We start from the raw sequence: 20,469 nt of genomic DNA, 5'->3' as shown, positions 1-20,469 counted from the left end.
CCTATGGCCAAAGTATCCAAACCCTTGGGGATCAACTTGATTCCACATCCATTCATGGAAGGCGGACAACAATTTTTGTCATTTGGCTGTGCCATTGGTTTTCCCATGGCGCAAACAAACGTGGTGTTGGCTGAAGTGGATGTCTGGCAAACCATACTGCCAGTGCTGGGTTCTCAAGCTTGCATTGATCTTGGTTTTCCTAAGCCCCAAGGAGAGTGGTTGCTGTGCGGTAAGAGCCATGCGCCAGATCATAAAGAAAGCGAATCATGGCAAGCACAAGTTCAAATAGGCTCACTCACAAAGAAACTGCAAATGCATGGGCCACGAAACTATGACAACAACAAACTGAGCAAAGCTTTACCTGTCACACAGGTTGAGATGTCATGGGCCAATACCTGGGGTGGACCTGAGATATTGGATAACCTACATGGTTGTGGAACAGCACAAGCAAATGAAAAAGTGCAGGTTCCTTGTATTGAATACCCACATGCGCCTTGGAAGTCGCCTCAAGGCCACAATGAAGTCGCAGGGGTTTTGCCCCTAGACATTCAACACCCTTTACGACAAAAACACATTGGTACCTATGACGAAGATTATTTGAAAAAATATTTTCCTGGATATGCCCAAGACTTCAATCGCCAACATTTCAACTTGGCGCCAAAAGACCAGCAATTAAATGTGTACTGGAAGGGTAATGAAACGTATGAACTCAAACATTGGCACCCTGATCAAAGCCTGATTCAAGGCAAACTTCCAGGGTTACGCTGTGCACTTTGGGCAGCTAAGAAAGGGCAGGTATTTCAATCTGTTCCTATGCAGTTATCTACCGTATGGTTCTTCCCCAATCAATTGACCATGGTTTTGGTTTTTCATGGTTGCATCGATGTGGACACCCTTGACGGCAGTGATGTGGAAAGAATCATCACGGGCATGGAGTCCATGGCGCAACCCGCATTCGACAGGGATCACTACGAAGCGGTATGGAAAATCCGGACACAGCGCGACGCAGAAAATGCCTTGGCTTCCTTGGACGATCAAACGTTAATGCCACCAGGGTGGACATTACATTTTGAGGCGCTGCAAAAAGCACTTGAAAAACTCAAAAATAATCCAGTTTTTGAAAAACAAAACAAGGCCATGAAGGCGCATTGGCAGGATGCGCTGGATAAGTTAGAACATCAAAAAAACCAATTGGATTCAAAAAATTCAAAAGATGCTCATGTACATGAACAAATACAAAAAAAAATAAACGAACAACTTGATAAGTTAGAGGCCAACCAAATAGTAAGTCAACCATCTCAAGATATTGCGGAACTCAACCAGCAATTTAAGAAATTAATTAACAGCAATAAAGAAGTTTTGAAAACTGCACTTGCGCAAACAAAACATGAACTTGCAGATGCCAAAAGTAAATTGAATGATAGTTTTTCTAAATTGGATTCATTTAAAGAAGAAATTGCATTTAAAAAGTCTCACCTAGACGACATCAGCGCTGAAAAAATAAAGCAACAACTGAATGAACTAAACAAACTACTGGCAACTCCATCCCCTCATTTAACACCAGCGGATAAAGAAAGAGCTTTAAACGCATTGAAAAAAATAGATGAATTTCTTCAAAAACAATCCTCCCAACTACAACCGGATGGTTTGACGGCAACGCTGGAGCTCATGAAGGCTTATGGCTCTTTGGCAAAGCCACTCCCATTTGATAGTAATACGCCATCTATTGAGGAAATTGAACAATGGCAAGCCAGTTTTGAAATGCCAAGTTTTCAACAACCAACTCAGCCCCTTCATGAAGCTCCCACTCATATTTGGAAACCGAACTCAGAATTAACAAACGCGACAGGATTCAAACTGGATTTAAAAAACAGAGACTTGAATGGCGTGAAGTGGCGGAGCATGACCATGATTGACTGTGATTTAAGTCAATCTGTTCTTGACAAAGCAGAATTACATCAATGCCATTTCATCATGTGCGATTTCACAGGTAGCCAGTTGAAAGAGCTGAAGCTTCACCAAGTGAAATTCACCGCATGTCGACTTACACATGTACAAGCCGTCGGCATGAATTGCAATGAATCCCAATTCATTAATTGCGAGTTGGATATGTCAAGCTTTGAAAACAGCCAATGGCTTTCTTCCGTGATTCTCAAAGGCAGTTGTGTTGACACCTACTGGCATCAAGCGCAACTCAAGAGAACTGTTTTCAATGAAATGGGCTTTGGTCAATCAGATTTCACCAGCATTATTGCATCCGGAACTGCTTGGATTGGCTGTCAATTAGATAAAAGCACTTTGCAAAAATCCAAACTAGAGAAATGCAATTTCGTTAACAGCCAAATGCCCAAAATATGGACCCAAGCCCAATTGAGCTTGATGAGTTTGAGAGGTGCCAAACTCAACGACAGCCAATGGCAAGAGGCCAAGCTTGATGGTGTGGATATGAGTGAAGCCGATTTGAGTGGTGCTGATTTTTCCAAGTCTTATGCCAAACAGGTTCAATGGGTACATACTAATTTTACTGGTGCTAAATTCAATGAGGCAAAGTTGTCGATGAGTTTGTTCATGCATGGAAATTTGCAAAACACTTCATTTGAAAAATCCCAGATTGAAAACTGTTGGTTAGGTAAAACAAACAACCATGAAGCAATTGGTCTGGATTCGGCAGTGACCACAGGCAGCACGTTCCATCCCCGCAAAGAAGTCTTGACAACCCCATGACCATGTTGAACGAACTCCAAACACAACTTGAGAAAGGAACACCTGTCCAAAACTTCAATTTGGCAGGCTTAGACCTGTCTGGCATGGATTTGAATGGCGCTAAATTCATCCAATGCAATATGCAAGGTGTACGTTTCAACGTAAATGGGTTTGAGCAAACTGTATTCATTGAATGCGATCTTCAAAACACTGTTTGGCCTGAAAGTTTGTGTGAAATGATACAAATGCACCAGTGCAATATGACCCATGCAAAGCTGAATCATTGCCAAATGTTTAAATGGCAGGTTATCGATTGCAACTGGAGTCATGCCGATTTAAGTGACTCAAATTTGGATGAATGTGTGTTTTCGGGAAGCCAGATGGATGGCGTTCAATTCATCCAAACCCAAGCTCAGAAATCTGCATGGATTAGCAGCACAGGTTGGCAGCAAACCAATTTCACCAACATCAATTTTTATGAATCTTTCATTTCTACTGCTGATTTGACATCCACCATTTTGCTCAACAACAAATGGCGCAATTGCGTCTTCTACCAAGTCAAGTTGTCTGAGGTTAATTTTGCAAATTCAACTTTGCATCAATGCCAATTGATTGAATCTGAATTAAATAAGTGCTCTTTTGTGGATCTCGATTTAAGTTCTTGTAATTTCACACTCTCTCACTTGATAGCTGCTGATTTTCAAAAAGCACGGATAGAAAACTCTCAGTGGGTGACGAGCACGCTAGAACATTGTCAATTTGAAGGCGCCTTACTCAAGCAATCGCTTTGGAATGAAGCCAAGTTAAACAACTGCAATTTTTCAAGTACTGACTTGCAGTATGCCAATTTCAATTCTTCGCACTTAACAGCTTGCGTGTTCAGCAATGCCAATTTGGATTTCTCAGATTACAGCCATTCACAGGTATTTGACAGCGTATTCACCAATATCTCAACCAACTATGCAAAGGCCAGCCAAAGCAAGGGGCTGCCTTTGAGTCAATTCACGACAAGCCATTTACGTGAAATCCAACAAAACCATTGAAAAGGAGAACATACATGCCAGTTACTGCAATCCATCCCACTTCGGTCAACACCACAGTCAAATCCCCTCTGTCGGAATCAGCGAAGCCTGCTTTCAAAATTACCACCGCTGTGGTGACTGAAGTTCAGGAGGACTCTTACGTTGTGTTTGACAGTCAAAGCCATGTGGCACATCGTGCTGCTTCATGCATGACCATTCCCCAACTGGGAGACACCGCCATGATTGCCACCAATGAGGAGCAAACTTGGATCATGGCTGTGCTGGTGACAGCAGGTGTTCGAGATATCGTTTTACAAGCCCCACAGATGCAAGTGTCTGCTCCAAATGCCTTGATGAATTTTGAGCACCTTCAAACCGCTAGCCATCAATGGTCTGCTACGCATGGGTTAATCAATTTAACCAGTACCAAAGTACACGCCACAGTTTCCACCATTGAATGGATTGGCTCCTTTATGTCCATGATGGCTGATTTGCTGTTCAGTAAAAGCAGAAGGTCTATCAAAGAAGTTAGTGAAATTGAATCTGTGCAATGTGCTAATTATGATTTGCAAGTGGACAACGTCATGTCACTGTCCACAAAAACGGGTGTGATCACAGGGCACGGTGTCATGAAAATTGATGCTGCACAAATTCATTTAGGTTGATGTCATATGTTTGCGCTTAATCAATTCCCTTCCCTCACCGCTGGAGGCCCTGATGTGTGTGCCACAAACAGTGGAGTGTCCGATCAAAATATCCCGTATTCCAATTCAGGTGTTGAGAGTTTGGGTGCACCTTTCCCTCCTAATTTTTTGGTAGGTGGTGCACCCGTACACAATATGGGTACCGTGATTGGCATCACCACTGACGATTTACCGGGCTATTCGGGTGTGGCCAGTGGAACAGTCATGGGGCCCTCTTTTTCATTCGTGAATTCAAATACCTGTTTGATGGGTGGTTTGCCTACCAAGCGTGTGACGTCTTGTGGGGTAAGCAACACCATCAACACACCTTCCATGGCATCCACGCCCAACCAATTATGTGTACTGGTACTTTCACCATGACCATGCGTTACTTACCCTTATGGATAGGCCTGTGTGTTCTCAGTGGATGCAGTTTGATGCGAACTGTGGACGACAAAGTATCGTCTTTTTTAGAGCCTATTCCTGGCATGAAATTTTTGGGTATTGAGTCTCGACAATCCATTGAAAATGCAAAAAAAGCGAATGAAATTGTTAAACCAGAAGTCACGCCCTTAGCCATTCCACCATTACCAGTAGTCCCTGCACTGCCACAAAAGGTAGATATCACTTTGGAACTGGAATCCGACAATTGGCTCAATCCAAATTCGCAAAACAATGCTTCACCCGTACAAATTCGAATTTTCCAACTTGAAAAAATCAGTAAGTTCAAACAAAGCACGGCTTATGCATTGCTCATCAACCCAACTCAAGCGCTTGGGGCAGATTTAACCAGCAGCGAAGATATTTCCTTGGCTCCAGGTGAACAAAAAACCATGGTGATGACAACCAACAGAACTTCTTTTATTGCCATTTTGGCCAACTACAGAACATCCCAACAGCCCAAAGACCAAAACAGGGTCATCTTGATTCCGAACAATTCTGCCACTCAAACCAAAAAATTACGGTTCTCAGGTACCCATATCGAAATTTCCGACGACGGAGACTCACATGCTCAACATACCAACCAATAAGCGTGTTTTATGGAGCGACGGATTGTTGCTGCTACCTCAGCATTTTGAGCAACAAGAAGCTTATTTTTCACACCAAGTCAACGAACTGAATCAACAACTGAATCAGCAAGTTTTTGGCATCAGTGCCATGACTTTTGACAGCGGCGACTTGTCTCGAGGAAGTTTGCGCTTGACGTCTATCAGTGGTATTTTTCCAGATGGCAGTCCATTCAAAGCAGAGAATACAGAAGACTTGCCAGAACCTTTGTCTCTCAAATCCAATGATGAGGGACAAACGATTGCCTTGGTGATTGGCTCTCAGGGTTTAGAGTACGCATCCCCTGAAAGTGCGATGGCTCTGATACCCATCAAGGACAAAGTCAATGGTTCGCAAGCACAAGCCAGGTATAGCGTTCAAGAATTCTCCGTCGATCAAAGTGCCGATGTGCTGCAATTGGGCGCTTTAAAGCTACGCTTAAGCCGACTGCCCGATGTCAGTGGCTCAGACATTGCGCTGCCTATTGCCAAAATTTCATCGATAAGTTCAAAAAATGAAATTCAACTCGAGCCCATGTTTTCGCCGCCACTGCTGGACTTGAGGGCAAGTCAATACTTGTGGTTAGAAGTTGAAAGCGTCATTCAGTTGCTCAAGCACCGCGCTGATTGGCAGATGAAACGATTAAACCAGCCCCAATCCACATCGCTTTTGGAAACCTCTGATTTTTTATTGCTTCAAACACTGTTGCGCTACGAATCCGCATTGCAACTCAAGCTCAATTTGATTCCGTGTAAACCACTGGAAGTTTACGAAAGCTTGATTGCTGTGGCTTGTGAATTGGGGGCTGTCCAACACCCTCCCATCAGAATGAATCTGGCAACCCATTGGAATCCCCATGATCCCTGCAGTTCGTTCATTCCCATCTTGCTGCAAATCAAGACCATGTTGTCTAGTATTCGCACAAGGCTGGCTGTCGAAATGCAATTCAAAGTGGCCAGCGATGGCACTTACATGGGTACACAATTACTGCCATTGTTAACGGCCCAAGACCGTATTGTGCTGGCAGTCAACGCCCAAGTACCCGATGACTGGATGTGGCAGCGATTTGCGGGACAAACCATTGTTTCTGCCAGTGACACTTTGGTCGACAAAATACGGCTGCAAATGGCGGGTATCGAATTGTTGCATTTACCCACGACGCCACCCGAATTGCCATTGCAAGCGGGTTGGCATTATTTTGAATTGCAAAAAAACAGCCGCACTTGGCAGGAATTGTTGTCATCGCGCAATATAGGTCTTCACATCACAGGCCAATGGCCTGGCCTGGTTCTCAAAGGATGGCTATTCCAATCAAGGGCGGGTATGTTGGAGAGCGGTTTGTGAAAAGCAGTTCCTTTGTCGAAGCAGCAAGGCCTTTTTTACAGGTTCTTCACTCGTATTTGATGAAGAGCAAAGCATCACAAAGTATGGCTGCAACCATGATTCAATGCAGTCAGGAATTAGACACGTCTTTAGGTGAATTTGAAAACCAAGCGCTGCGTTTGACGGGAAGTAAAAACATGGTCGCCCATGGTTCTTTCTTACTCTGCACTTTATCGGATGAGTTGCTCATTGAGCGGTTTGATTTGAGTTGGACCAAGCTGAGTTTGTTGGCCAAACACCATGGCAATGCCCATGGCGGAGAATCATCTTGGCATACGCTAGAGAAACTGCTGATTTCTAAGGGTCGTAGAAGTACCCATGAATTGGACATATTGAAACTGTACGAAATTTGTATCGCACTTGGGTTTCGTGGCCGGTACCGAGCCATGGTGGATGGCGAGAATACGCTTTATCAGCTAAGAACACGACTTCATAAAGCCATCTATGGCAATGAGCACAATGAGGCTCACCTGCAGCAACTGGTTCAATTGGCGATGCGAAGTGTTCAGGGGCGGCAGATTTGGTCGCTTTTCAAGAGCATCAGCTTGATTGCCTTGTTGAGCTTCATTATTTTTGTATTGGTTGAACTCACGCTGGCAGCGCAATGGAATGAGGTTGCTCAAACCACTTTACCTAATTACAGTCAAAAAGACTGAGCCTGTATATGTTGTCCAAGCTTGCACAATTTTTAAAAATATTACTTTTTTTAGGAATTGCATTCCTTTTTTTTGCACTGGTCTGGTGGGGCGGGCCAGAGCTTCGCATAGGTGATTCGCGTCCACTCGAACCGGTAGCTTGGCGCATCTTTGTCATTCTTTTGGTCCCAGTTATTTTGAGTTTGCCTCTGTTGGTGAGGCTGTACCAATGGCTGTGGCATCAATTGAGTTTGCCAAGTACCGAAAGTGATGAAAAAAACTTGACCGAAGAGTGCCGTATGGCATTAAAAGTCATGCGGCAACAAATGCGTGGCATTGCGGGTGGTTATCTGTCTGGTCACTACTGGACTACGCACCCGCACATCATTGTGCATGGAGAACCCGCCAGTGTGGCTGAACTTATGGCCGTTTGGCCCCATCCCATTATTTGGGACAGTGGTGAAACCGAAGTGGGGCGGTATTTTTACTCTAAAGGATTGATTTGGCTAACCGTTCCCAATGAAGCATGGAAGGATTGGGCGCAAGTGCTTCGCTGGCGCTACAAGCCCCGCAGTTTGGTGTGGGTAGTCGATAACAAAAAATGGGATGACGCCGACCAAAGGCCTTTGTTGGTTAAAGAACTGCAATTCAAACTCAAGCAATGGCAGCAATTGAGCTTGAAGTCATTGCCGTTTTGGTTTTTGATATCCAACACATTCAATGAAGAAACACTGCACGCTTGGAATATCAATGAATCGTCCTTGGCGTACGGTTTCTCTTTGCCACTGCACCACACATTCAGCAAGCCTGTTTGGCAAAAACTGATAAACCAATTGCTTCATGCTTTGCATACCAGTACTGTCAAACCCAGTACCCACATAACTACTGCGCAAGCCAGGCTAGGCATTTACTTTCAATGCGCCAACCAATTGACATTCACAAGGACAGCTTTGGAGCAATTGCAAAGCTTACGCGGCGTATTTTGGTCGTGGGGCAACAACAACCAGATGCTGGTGGGTTGGAAAGGAGTTCTCAGTGTGGTTCTCAAAGACCATGCAAAAGGTCAATTCAGACGAGATGTCGCTTTGAGCAGCAATATTTTGTTGTGCTTTTCTTTGGTTTTCTTCGGCTATTTTTTGCTGGACCAAACCATTCTTCGTATTGGCAGGCACACCCAAGCACAACAAGAATGGTTTCGCCTCAAACCCAGCATGAGTCAACAATCGCAGGATTTAACCCATACGGTCAACGACATCAATCCAATACTGACAGCGCTGAAAACACTCAGCACATTGAACTTGGACACGACATATATTTTGGAAGAATCCTTGAACATCCAACCCAAAGAAGCTTTGGATGCGCGTCAATTCCTGTTGGTTCAAGGCTATTTGGTACCTCATCTCATGAGGATCAATATTGCGTGTGTAGACAAGGGCTCAGACTTCAGCAGCGAAAAACTCTACAAAGCCATAGCATTTGCTTTGATGCTGAATCAACCGACTCGCGCAGATGACAAGCTGATGCAACGCGTGCTTGAAGACTGCAACATCAAATCGGATCAAGCCGAACTGGCGCTGAGTTATTTCAAACAATTTGGCAAGCCTAACAACTTGGGGGTAAAGCAAACGCAAGCCTGGCGCGTCCAACTCACCCGTGAATATAAATTCAGCTTGGCAGCACGAATGTGGAGTGGTATTTACGACAGCGCCAACACCCAACAAAATCAAAACTTCAACCTGCCCAACACCATGGGCGCTGCTGCTTCTTGGTTTGTCAACAACGAGGAAATACCTTGGTTATTTACCTCGGACGGTTATGTGAATGGGTATGTACCTGCTTTGCAATCTTTCCCGCAATGGGCCAGCGAGTACCAGTGGATCATGGGCGTGGATGAGACAGCACTTTCGCGAGATGAATTTGAAGCATTGAAGTCTTTGACCAATGCCAGATACGTCGAAGTGGCCACAGAACGCTGGGAGCAGTGGTTTTCAGCGCTCAAACTCAACCGTGTGGATGGTTTGTTGCAAGCAGCAGACCGGGCCGTGATGTTTGGTAGCGAAGACTCGCCCATCACTCAGTTGCTGAGTGTGTTGGACGTGCATATGCCCTTGCCGCGAACAATCAATCTGAGTTGGTACGAGCGATTTACGAACAAGATTTACGAAGACTGGCTGAATGTGCAGTTTCAATTCGGTTGGCGAACGACAGCCGCGGCGGGCCCCAACGTCAATGACCCGCGACGCGCAATTGGCCAACACTTTGTGGTGTTACGTCGTTACTTTTCCGACAAAAACGGCAAGTCACCTGATCGCGACAGGTTACTCAGCAACATCACAGCCATTGGTCAGTACCTTGGGCAGTCCGATGCTTCAGAACAAACGGGTGTCAAATCATCTCAGCCTGGTGTGCTCAAACGTCTGCAAGTACAAGCTTCTCAGTTGCCAAAGCCACTGAAAGAAATGACCATGGCACTGCTTTTCAATACCGAGTCAGAGCTTCAAAAACAAAACCAAGAATCAGTTGTCGCTGAATTGCGGGGTATCCCCTCTTATAAAAGCTGTATGTCAGGACCTCGCTTCCCCTTGAATTTTAAAAATAAACAGGAAATGCTGTGGCGCGAATTTGTGGACGATTTTTCAGCCCAAGGTCGAATTCCAAAGTTCATTGCAGATCAGAAAATACAGATTGAAAGTATTTCAGGCTCTGGTAACAAACGCCCCTCAGACGCCAATAAGGTGTTGACCAGTCAAGATCTTCGTTGGCTGGAGCGCACATCAAAAATTGGAAAAGCTTGGTTTCCTGAACGTGGCAGCGAATTCAGTTTTTTTGTTAAACCTGTAGAGTTAGAAAACTCTATACGAATGGTCCGTATTAGGTTTGACGACCAAAGCTGGAGTTATTCCCATGGACAGCAGTATTTGCAAAAGTTCACCTGGTCGGGCAATGGAACAGTGCCCACCATAGAGATGGAATTAACCGATTTAGATGGGCGCACCAGCCGATTCCAGACCACAGGTCCTTGGGGCTTGCTGCATTGGGCTTCTCAAGCCAAGCAAAAGGCAACAAGCGATCCAAACAAATTATTGCTGAACTTTCAAACCGAGTTGGGTCATTTGGAACTTGAAGTTTCAACCTTAGACACCTTGAATCCCTTGAGCACGAAGTTGTATGAAAACTTGTGCATTTAAAAGTGTTGCTCACTACACCCCAAATACTTTGGCTTTTTAATCATCAACTTTGCGCAAAGAATGATGCCAATAGCGTCGGTTCTCCTCCCTCATACACATGACTTGCGCTGGGTTCTCACTGCGCCAAGTCATGGCGCCGCATGACGGTGACAACTTGAACGCAATATGACGCTTGACATATCTCTCTAGCACTTGCGGCGCTGGGTGTCCATATCGGTTGCGATAGCCCATTTGAAACAAGGCCCAGCGGGGCTGAACCGCATCGATAAACAACTCGGTGGAGGACGTTTTGCTACCGTGATGCGGCACCAAGAGCACATCGGCGCGGAGTTGGTCGCTGGCGCGTTGTACCAAGGCTTGCTCTTGAAATGCTTCAATGTCTGCCGTCAACAACACAACCTGCCCAGAAGCGCTGATGCGCAGCACGCAACTTCGCGCATTGGGTGGCAAGAGTTTGTCATAGTCTGAGGGCAAAGGGTGCAGCACAGCAAACTCCACCCCATCCCACTGCCATGACTGACCTGCTTGGCAGCGTTTCATGGGAACGGTGTGGCCCAGCCAGTGCTCAGAGGTGATGGAACTCAACACCTCAGACTTCGGATGCGCAAAATAAACCGCAAGTGCTCCTCCTGAGTGATCTGCGTCTTGGTGGCTCAGTACCAATAAATTGAGGCGTTCGCCCATGCGTTGCAACAAAGGCAGCAAGACACGCTCACCCGCATCGCTTTCGCTGCCGTAGCGCGGACCTGCGTCAAACAACAGACTGTGATGAGCGGTGCGCACCAAAACCGCATTGCCTTGTCCAACATCAGCCGCCAGCAACTCGACACTGCCCAAAGGCGGGCGAGATGGTGGCCAACACAAGCTTGGCAGCAGCAACACCAAGCCTACCCAGTGCGCCAAGCCATGCCAGCGCCCAGCCCACATGACAGCGCCTAGCAAACCTCCTGCAGCCACCCACCAAGGCGGGGCAGCGCTGTGCCAAACCGCCCACGGCAAATACGCCAAAGGCTCTAACACGGCATGAAACACTTGCGCGGCCCATGCGCTTGCTTGCCACAGCGGCGACCAAACCAAACCCGCAAAGGCCAAAGGCGTAACCACCCAAGTAACCCAAGGGATGGCCAACAAATTGGCGAACAATCCCACCAAAGACACTTGCTGAAACAACACCATGCCCAAGGGGGCCAGGCATACGCTGAGTCGCAATTGCTCTTGCACCAAGGACCATGCATAGCCAACCAGTCTGGACTTGTTTAGGGTCGGTTGCGACATGAAAAGCATGCCAACCGCCACAAAGCTCAACCAAAACCCTGCTTGCATCAAAGCCCAAGGGTCGATCAGCAACACCACCACCATGGCCAACAACCATTGGGTATGCAAAGGCCAACGCAGGGCTTGGTAATGCAGCACACCAACGGTAGCCAACATGGCAACTGTTCTTTGTGAAGGAACACCCCAACCGCTAAAGACCGCGTACAAAGTGGCAAGCAATAAGCCCCCCAGTTGCGCCGCATGGGGCGCAGGCAGCCATAGACACCAAGAGCGACCCCACAAATCGCTGTAGCGCCAAAGCCGCTGTAACAACCAACGCGCTACCCAAGCCCATAAGGTGATGTGCAAGCCCGAAATGCTCATCAAATGCGCCACACCCGTGGCGCGAAACACATCCCAGTCTGCACGGTCCAGCCCTGACTGATCCCCCACCAGCAAGGCCGAGACAATCGCCGCCCACCGCGCATCACTCACGCTTTCTTGTATGCCATCGCGGGCCCATTGCCGCCAATGAACCATGGCCCATTCGCTGGTCTGACCCAATAGAAAGGGCTGAGAACTGCGCGTACCGGTTCGCACAGATGCGCCAGCATGGATGCCCTGCTGCCAAAACCATAACTCCACATCAAAACCACCAGGGTTGGCCAAGCCATGGGGCTGCTTTAATCGAAGGGGAAGTCGCCAGACCTGCCCGGCACGGATGACTGGCAAGGCTTGCGACCCAGCTCTGTCGTTGGCATACCAACCCAGTTGCAGCAACGACGGTAGGTTGACCTTGACGGTGCTGTCTTGGCGAACCGCCTCAGAGGCTTCGAAGCGAAAACGCCATCCATCGGCATGGCGTTGCGGCAGGCTGACCACGGTGCCAGTCACCTCCAGGTCTAAGCCTTGCACCTCGGATGGCAAAGCGTTTTGTTTATAAACAAGTGCTCGCCAACCCACACTGGCATATGCAAAAGCCGCCACACTGGCCATGGCACTGGCCCAGCAAATGCATAAACCCAAAAAGTAGGGGAATGTGTAGGGTGAAGCCCGACGCCAAGCGATACAGGCAGTCAAGCACAGTAAACCTGCACAAAGCATGGGCCAAAGATAGTGCCAATTGCTGCCCAGCTCTGCCTGAAATAATTGCAATGCATTGCCAAAGACCCATGCCAGCAGCAAGGGGCTGAGCCATGACAGCCAAGGGGTGGGTAGTTGCAGGTCGTGGTCCCTTCAAACCGCTTTGCAAAACGCAAAGCGTTGAAGAGGAATTTACTCAGCTGAGGCGGTTTGGGTGGGAGTGCAAATCTGTTTTTTCAGAAGTGCGATATGCGTGCCTGGGCGGATAGCGGTGTCATTGGGCCGCCAATCAGGCTTATCTATCGTTGATAACTCTTTGCCCTTGCCATTGGGAAGCGCATAGATGCTTTCAGACAGTTTCAAAAAAGTATCGTTTCTACAATTGATACGGTAGCGGGTCAGGATAGATTGAAAGTCCCCGCCACCGCCAAATTTGGTTGGGCTGGTCAAATTGGTAATGGCCCACACAAGACGAGAGACATGCACGGTTTGCACAGACTCCTTGTCCCAGCCATAGAAAACCTCCTCGTCCTTGGTCAGTTCACCCCATTCGGCATGTGCCAAGGGGCTGAGCAACAAGACAGCAGTGCAAGCTAAGCGGGATAGAGAAAATGGCTTCATACGCAGTGGATCGACTGAAATGAGCATAACTTTAGACAAAAATTCCAAGGGTTTGCTTATCATTTCCGCACTTTACACTCATGCCAAACTTTTTTTCTGGAGACCCCCATGGATATTTACCAACGCCTCAAAGAACTGCACATCGTTCTTCCCCCATTGACCGCACCAGTCGCAGCCTATGTTTCTTTTGTGCAGACAGGAAATTTGGTGTTTGTCAGCGGCCATATTGCCAAGCAAGATGGCAATCCATGGGTAGGACAACTGGGCACCAATATGGACACCGCTTTGGGGCAAATTGCGGCTCGTTCGGTCGCCATAGACTTGTTGGGCACCTTGCACGTGGCCACCGGTGGCGACTTGCACCAAATCAAGCGCATCGTAAAAGTGATGAGCTTGGTCAACTCCAGCCCCGATTTCACTGAGCACCATTTGGTCACCAATGGTTGTTCAGAACTCTTAGGCCAAGTGTTAGGTGAAGCTGGCACCCATGCCCGAAGTGCTTTTGGCGTGGCCCAGTTGCCGCGAGGCGCCTGCGTTGAAATTGAGCTCATCGCTGAACTGCATTAACGTAGCCGCCGCCACAAACGGGCTATCAGCAATCCCAAGTCGTCGAGATACAAATACACCGCTGGTATGACCAGCAGGCTCAAGAAGGTGGAGGTGATCAAACCACCGATCACCGCTACTGCCATGGGTGAGCGGAAACTGGGGTCTGAACTGCCCCACCCTGCGGCAATGGGCAACATACCTGCACCCATGGCAATGGTGGTCATGACAATGGGGCGAGCACGTTTTTGGCAAGCGTCCATCAAAGCATCAAAGCGGCTCAAACCACCATCTCTTTGGGCCACGATGGCGTATTCCACCAGCAAAATAGAGTTTTTAGTGGCTACCCCCATCAGCATGATCAAGCCAATAAGCGAGGGCATAGAAAAGCTCTTTCCAGCAATCAAAAGAGCGACGAATGCGCCACCCAAAGAGAGTGGCAAAGCCGCCAAAATCGTGATGGGATGCAACACGCTTTTGAACAGCAGCACCAGCACCAAGTAAATACACAAAATGCCTGTCAGCATGGCCAAGGCAAAGCTGGCAAACAGTTCGCCCATGATCTCGGCGTCTCCCACTTCCACCAACTTCACACCACTGGGCAAGTCGCGAATGCTGGGCAATTGATTGACCAGGTTTTTGGCATCGCCTAAGCCAACGCCTGACAACTCAATCACAAACACAATGTTGCGGGTGCGGTTGTAACGCTCAATTAAGGCAGGACCTCCGCTCAAGCTCAAGGTGGCCACCTCCGCCAGCATCACTGGCCCCTTGGCACCTGGCACACTCAGTCGACCCAGCACATTCAAGTCTTGGCGGGCACTGTCGGCCAGCTTGACCATGATGGGCACTTGGCGCTGTGCCAAATTCATCTTTGGCAAAGCTGCGTCGTAATCGCCGACTGTGGCTATGCGCAAGGTCTCGCCAATGGCAGCGCTGGTGACACCAAGATCCGCTGCACGTGCAAAATCTGGTCGAACAGCGATTTCTTGTCTGACCAAACTGGCGCTGGAGTTGATGGAACCCAAGCCAGGGACGGTGCGTAAATCGCGAACGAATGCAGTGGCAGAGGCTTGCAAAGCAACAGGGTCTTCCCCAGTGAGCATGACCAAGTATTTTTCACCTGCACCCCCTAGTCCTACTTTGTAGCGCACCCCAGGAACAGTGCTTAACTGTTCACGAATGCGCTGCTCTATGAGGCCCTTCTTGGGCCGCTGCCCACGCGGCAATAACTGAATGGTCAAAGTGGCCAAGGTGGTTTGGGCAGCCGCTTGCGGCATAGAGGGGTCGGTACCTGCCGAGCCTCCTCCCACGGTGGTGTAGATGCTTTGAATTTCTGGCACTTGTTGCAACTGTTGCCTGACCGCTTCCGTCGCTTGAATGGTCTGGCTCAGGGTGGAGCCAGGTGGCAATTCCAGATACACCTGCGTTTGCGAGTTGTCGTCGGCTGGAAGAAAGCCGGTGGGTAGCAAAGGGATCAACATCAGCGAACCCACAAAAAAACTGGCAGCGGCTAAAGCCGTCCAAAAGCGATGACGCAGACACCAGTGCACAAGCTTTAAATAGATGGGCATCCAAAAAGGATTGACAGCCGCGTGCTTGGGCGGCTTGAGCATATAAGCCGACATCATGGGTGTCAGCACCCTCGCCACAACAAGGGAAGCAAAAACTGCCAACGCAGCTGTCCAACCAAATTGCTTGAAGAACTTACCCGGCACCCCACTCATGAACGCCGTAGGCAAAAACACTGCCACCAAGGTGAAGGTGGTCGCAATCACTGCCAAGCCAATTTCATCCGCAGCTTCCATCGCAGCTTGAAAAGGGGTCTTACCCATGTAGAGGTGGCGTTCGATGTTCTCCACCTCTACGATGGCGTCGTCGACCAATATTCCCACCACCAAAGACAGCGCCAACAAAGTAATGACATTGATAGAAAACCCGAGGTAGTCCATGGCAATGAAAGCCGGAATGACCGACAAGGGCAAGGCCACAGCTGACACAAAGGTTGCCCGCACATCGCGCAAAAACAACCACACCACCAAAACCGCCAGCAATGCGCCTTCGTATAACAAGATGAGGGATGCGTGGTATTCCTCCTTCACAGGGGTGACAAAGTCAAAAGCGGTGGTGAAAGAGACGCCAGGGTGTGCTTGGCGCAATTCATCCAAGGCTTTGAAGACCGCCTCACCCACTTCTACCTCGCTGGTGCCGCGGCTTCTCGCCACTTCAAAACCCACCACAGGTTTACCATTTAAAAAAGCCGAGGAACGCTGCTCCGCCACCGTGTCTTTAATGGTTGCGATGTCGCGTAGACGTATACGTCTGCCATTACCAACCGACAATTCAATGTCGGCCAATTCAGCCGCAGAGTTCACTGTGGCCAAAGTGCGCATGGACTGCTCAAAGCCGCCCAAATCGGTGCGCCCTCCCGAGCTTTCTCCTTGAACTTGGCGCAGTTGCCGCGACACATCAGCCACCGTTAAATGCAATGCTTGTAAACGCAAAGGGTCTAGCGCAATTTCGACCTGTCGGTTCGCGCCACCCACGCGGGTAACTGCACCAACGCCTTTGACGGCCAATAACCGCCGGGTCACGGTTTGGTCCACAAACCAACTCAAGCCCTCGTTGTCCATTTCGGAGGTCGCGATGGTGAAAGCCAACACCGGCCCACCCGTGAATTCGAGTTTGCGCACCATGGGGTCGAGCAAATCGGGGGGCAAGTCGCTACGCACACCATTGACCGCAGAACGTACTTCGTCCAGCGCCTCTTGTACCGATTTTTCAATGCGGAATTCGCAGGTGATGAGCACATTGCCATCTTGGATCTTGGTGTACAGGTTTTTCAAACCCGACACTGAGACAACAGCATTCTCGATTTTTCGAGCAACCTCAGTCTCCATTTGCACCGGTGCTGCGCCTGGCAAGGCGGCAGTGATGACGATGGTGGGCAAATCCAAGTCAGGGAAGTTTTGCACCTTCATATGGTTGAAAGACAACAAGCCAGCGAAAGTCAGCAAAACAAATAACACCACCGAGGGGACGGGGTTGCGAATAGACCAAGCGGAAACGTTCATGGCTTGGTAGCAGCAGGCTGACTCGCTGCAGGGGTTTCAGCAACCACTTTGACCAAGTCCCCTGCTGTCAAAAAGCCAGCACCTCTCACCACCACATTGGCCTCGGGCGGTAGACCAGAGATGACTTCCAGCCACTCCCCTTGTCGACGCCCTAAGTTCACTTTGAAAAGTTTGACACGTTGATCGGTTTGCACCACAAAGACCTGAGAAAAACCATCGCGTATCACCACCGACTGCTGAGGCACCAAGGCAGCAGCAGATGAGCCAAACTCGAAATCACCCCGCGCATACATACCGGGTTTGAGCGACAACATGGCGTTAGGCGGCAAATCTACATATACAGTACCGGTGCGGTTTATTCCGTCCACCGTAGGCGCCACCATACGCACTGTCCCAGTGACAGAACCTCCACCCGCACCTTGGATATTCACCTTGTGACCTGTCTTGATTTGGAATAACTCGGACGACACCAAGTCAGCACGCCACTCCAAACGATTGCCACGAATCTGTCGAAATAACTCGGTGCCCAAACCCAGCACCGCTCCCACACTGGCGCTGCGACTTGAAATGACACCACTGTCTGGCGCTTTAACTTGGGTTTGACGCAAGCGCAGTTCGTGCACTGCCATCAACGCTTGTGCAGATTCAACACGCGCTTTGGCGGTGGCTTCTGCCGTCAGGCTTTGGTTGAACTGTTGGGCACTGATAACACCACTGGGCTGCAATGCTCGGGCGCGATCTGCATTGGCTTGGGCTTCTGCAGCCACCGCCTTGGCTTCATTCATGGCCGCCTTGGCTTGGTTGATTTCAGCCAGCACATTGTCAGCGGCGAATACCGCCAGCACTTGACCCGCTTTGACCTCATCCCCCACATTGACCCGTACCTCGGTGAGTCGCAAACCGCCAATTTCTGCTCCAATGCTCGCCTCTTGCCAAGCAGCAACGGTGCCGTTGGCGCTGACACGTTGAGACAGGTTTTGGGTTTGCGCACGGGTGACAGTCACTGTCAACGCAGGTCTGGGTTCGGCCTTGGGTGGGGTACTTTGGGCATACCCAGTGTTCACACCAATAAGTAAAAGCAAGCTTAAAACACAGCCTGTCGCCAAACTTTGAGTACGCATGACATTCTTTCTTTAAAAGACGAGTTGGCTTTATTCGACCCGAAAAACCGTCGTGGGCTTGAAACCCAAGTCCGCCGCCTTGCCTTTACGAGCCCTGGCCGCACGGGCATTGTTCAGACTTCTGATTTCCAGCGTTTCCTCACGGTCTTTTCCACCCCGCCCCACGCCCACAATGCACACGCTGCGGGTATAGGCCGCAGCACCAGCCAAGCTGTCTTTGTCTTCCAAGTCAATCAGCATCAAGCCGCGCCCGCCTTTTTCCATGGCTTTGAGCTCGCTGATGGCAAAGGTGAGTATTCGCCCGCCAGTGGAAGCACAGGCCACATGGGTGGCAATCGGCAGCGGCGTTTCACCATTGCCCCCGCCCACCAGGGACGGGCAACACACGGTTTCGCCCTCGCCCAAGCTGATAAAGGCCTTGCCGCCTTTGTTGCGGGAAATCAGGTTATCGATGCAACACACAAAGCCATAGCCACCAGAGCCGCTGAGCAACAAGGTGAGCGTGCCAGGGCCGGCAAAGTAATGCACAAGTTGCGTACCTGCTTCCACATCCACCAAGGTGGTGACGGGTTGGCCATCGCCCCGAGCGCCGGGCAATGACGCCACCGGCACCGAGTACACCCGCCCATTGGAGCCAAAGGCGATCAGTTGGTCCACGGTGCGGCACTCGAAGGTGTCGTACAACTCGTCACCCGCTTTGAAGGCAAAGCCAAGCGGGTCGTGGCCGTGTCCTGTGCGCGAGCGCACCCAGCCTTTGGCAGACAAGACCACGGTGACGGGTTCGTCAATCACCTTGACTTCAGCGACGGCTTTTTTCTCGGCTTGGATGAGGGTGCGGCGTGCATCGGCAAAGGTTTTGGCGTCGGCCTCAATCTCTTTGACCATCAAGCGGCGCAGCGAGGTGGCGCTGCCCAAAATATCTTCCAAACGCCCCTGCTCTTCGCGCAACTCCTTGAGCTCTTGCTCGATCTTGATGGCCTCCAAGCGCGCCAATTGGCGCAAGCGGATGTCCAAAATATCGTCGGCTTGGCGCTCTGAGAGCTTGAAGCGCTCGATCAAGGCTGGCTTGGGCTCGTCGCTGTGGCGGATGATGCGAATCACCTCGTCGATGTTGAGCAACACCAACTGGCGACCTTCCAAAATATGGATGCGCGCCAGCACCTTGTCCAAACGAAATTGTGAGCGCCGCTGCACCGTGGTTTGCCGAAACGCAATCCACTCCTCCAGCATTTGGCGCAGGGTCTTGGGCACGGGGCGACCGTCCAAACCGACCATGGTCAGGTTGATGGAGGATGAGCTCTCCAAACTGGTGTGCGCCAACAAGGTGGTGATGAGTTCTTGCTGCTCAATCGTTCGGGTTTTGGGCTCGAACACCAAGCGCACCGGCGCGTCTTTGCTGGACTCATCTCGCACGCCGTCGAGCACCGCCAAAATAGTGGCTTTGAGCATGGTTTGCTCTGGGCTCAGGGCTTTTTTGCCGGTCTTGACCTTGGGGTTGGTGAGCTCTTCAATTTCTTCCAACACTTTTTGGCTGCTGACACCGGGGGGCAACTCGGTCACCACCAACTGCCATTGGCCGCGCGCCAAGTCTTCAATCACCCAACGCGCTCGCACCTTGAGCGAGCCGCGACCCGTGGCGTAAGCGTCTGAAATATCGGCGTCACTGCTGATGATTTGACCGCCACCGGGGTAGTCGGGGCCGGGCAAGATTTGCAGCAACTCGGCGTGTGAGAGCTTGGGGTTTTTGATCAAGGCCACACAGGCATCAGCCACTTCGCGCAGGTTGTGGCTGGGGATTTCGGTCGCCATGCCCACCGCAATGCCGCTGGCGCCATTGAGCAAGGCAAACGGCAAACGCGCAGGCAGTTGCTTGGGCTCTTCGGTGGAGCCGTCGTAATTGGGCTGAAAGTCCACCGTGCCTTCGTCGATCTCATCGAGCAGCAAGCTGGTGATGCGGGCGAGTCGCGCCTCGGTGTAGCGCATGGCCGCTGCGCCGTCACCATCGCGTGAACCAAAGTTGCCTTGGCCATCGATCAGCGGGTAGCGCTGCGAAAAATCTTGCGCCATGCGCACCAGCGCGTCGTAGGCGGCGCTGTCGCCGTGCGGGTG

14 protein-coding genes are annotated in these 20,469 nt (G+C 49.9%); 9 read left to right on the top strand and 5 right to left on the bottom strand.

What is annotated here, in order from left to right; translation table 11 throughout:
• The first annotated feature begins 3 nt into the window (after positions 1 to 3).
• The 8 genes from AC9UEO_RS10825 (at position 4) to AC9UEO_RS10790 (ending at position 10,661) form a co-directional block, all read left to right on the top strand.
• Positions 4 to 2,724, top strand: a complete 2,721-nt coding sequence (locus AC9UEO_RS10825) for a DUF2169 domain-containing protein (protein ID WP_509533123.1) — start codon at positions 4 to 6, stop codon at positions 2,722 to 2,724.
• 2 nt (positions 2,725 to 2,726) lie between these two features.
• Positions 2,727 to 3,746: a pentapeptide repeat-containing protein gene (locus AC9UEO_RS10820; RefSeq protein WP_509533121.1), complete on the top strand. Its 1,020-nt coding sequence runs from the start codon at positions 2,727 to 2,729 to the stop codon at positions 3,744 to 3,746.
• 14 nt (positions 3,747 to 3,760) lie between these two features.
• Positions 3,761 to 4,390 (top strand): DUF3540 domain-containing protein, encoded by a 630-nt coding sequence (locus AC9UEO_RS10815; RefSeq protein ID WP_509533118.1) that lies wholly within the window; start codon positions 3,761 to 3,763, stop codon positions 4,388 to 4,390.
• Between the two features lie 6 nt (positions 4,391 to 4,396).
• Positions 4,397 to 4,789, top strand: coding sequence for a PAAR-like domain-containing protein (locus tag AC9UEO_RS10810; RefSeq protein WP_509533115.1), 393 nt, complete (start codon positions 4,397 to 4,399; stop codon positions 4,787 to 4,789).
• A 65-nt stretch (positions 4,790 to 4,854) separates the two neighbouring features.
• Positions 4,855 to 5,439 carry a type VI secretion system lipoprotein TssJ gene (tssJ, locus tag AC9UEO_RS10805; RefSeq protein ID WP_509533112.1) on the top strand — a complete coding sequence of 195 codons (585 nt, stop codon included), beginning with the start codon at positions 4,855 to 4,857 and terminating at the stop codon, positions 5,437 to 5,439.
• Entirely contained in the window at positions 5,417 to 6,799 is a 1,383-nt protein-coding gene (gene tssK / locus AC9UEO_RS10800; protein WP_509533109.1) for a type VI secretion system baseplate subunit TssK, read from the top strand. The genes tssJ and tssK overlap by 23 nt, the downstream gene beginning before the upstream one ends.
• Positions 6,796 to 7,494 carry a type IVB secretion system protein IcmH/DotU gene (gene icmH / locus AC9UEO_RS10795; RefSeq protein ID WP_509533107.1) on the top strand — a complete coding sequence of 233 codons (699 nt, stop codon included), beginning with the start codon at positions 6,796 to 6,798 and terminating at the stop codon, positions 7,492 to 7,494. Before tssK ends, icmH begins: the two co-directional genes overlap by 4 nt.
• 278 nt (positions 7,495 to 7,772) lie before the next feature.
• A complete protein-coding gene (locus tag AC9UEO_RS10790; RefSeq protein ID WP_509533104.1) occupies positions 7,773 to 10,661 on the top strand; it encodes an ImcF-related family protein in 2,889 nt (962 codons plus the stop codon).
• Between the two features lie 36 nt (positions 10,662 to 10,697).
• Here AC9UEO_RS10790 and AC9UEO_RS10785 read toward each other — a convergent pair whose 3' ends face one another.
• Positions 10,698 to 13,070 (bottom strand): DNA internalization-related competence protein ComEC/Rec2, encoded by a 2,373-nt coding sequence (locus tag AC9UEO_RS10785; protein WP_509533103.1) that lies wholly within the window; start codon positions 13,068 to 13,070, stop codon positions 10,698 to 10,700.
• Positions 13,071 to 13,190: 120 nt separating this feature from the next.
• Positions 13,191 to 13,619, bottom strand: coding sequence for a surface-adhesin E family protein (locus AC9UEO_RS10780; protein ID WP_509533100.1), 429 nt, complete (start codon positions 13,617 to 13,619; stop codon positions 13,191 to 13,193).
• Positions 13,620 to 13,727: 108 nt separating this feature from the next.
• On the opposite strand from AC9UEO_RS10780, the gene AC9UEO_RS10775 reads away from it, so the two are divergent.
• Positions 13,728 to 14,186, top strand: a complete 459-nt coding sequence (locus tag AC9UEO_RS10775; RefSeq protein ID WP_509533097.1) for a RidA family protein — start codon at positions 13,728 to 13,730, stop codon at positions 14,184 to 14,186.
• On the opposite strand, the gene AC9UEO_RS10770 is transcribed toward AC9UEO_RS10775, so the two are convergent.
• The 3 genes from AC9UEO_RS10770 to parC form a co-directional block, all read right to left on the bottom strand.
• Positions 14,183 to 17,239, bottom strand: a complete 3,057-nt coding sequence (locus AC9UEO_RS10770) for an efflux RND transporter permease subunit (protein ID WP_509533094.1) — start codon at positions 17,237 to 17,239, stop codon at positions 14,183 to 14,185. The two genes, AC9UEO_RS10775 and AC9UEO_RS10770, sit on opposite strands and share 4 nt — an antisense overlap.
• On the bottom strand, positions 17,236 to 18,360 hold the full coding sequence (locus AC9UEO_RS10765) for an efflux RND transporter periplasmic adaptor subunit (protein WP_509533091.1): 1,125 nt from the start codon (positions 18,358 to 18,360) through the stop codon (positions 17,236 to 17,238). Before AC9UEO_RS10765 ends, AC9UEO_RS10770 begins: the two co-directional genes overlap by 4 nt.
• Positions 18,361 to 18,390: 30 nt before the next feature.
• A partial coding sequence (gene parC / locus AC9UEO_RS10760; RefSeq protein ID WP_509533088.1) for a DNA topoisomerase IV subunit A occupies positions 18,391 to 20,469 on the bottom strand: 2,079 nt, incomplete at its 5' end.

The sequence above is a fragment of the Limnohabitans sp. genome, assembly GCF_040401495.1.
In the GTDB taxonomy this organism is placed as follows: domain Bacteria; phylum Pseudomonadota; class Gammaproteobacteria; order Burkholderiales; family Burkholderiaceae_C; genus Limnohabitans.
The sequence above is the reverse complement of the archived record's forward strand: the minus strand, read 5'-3'. Positions and strand labels throughout refer to the sequence as shown.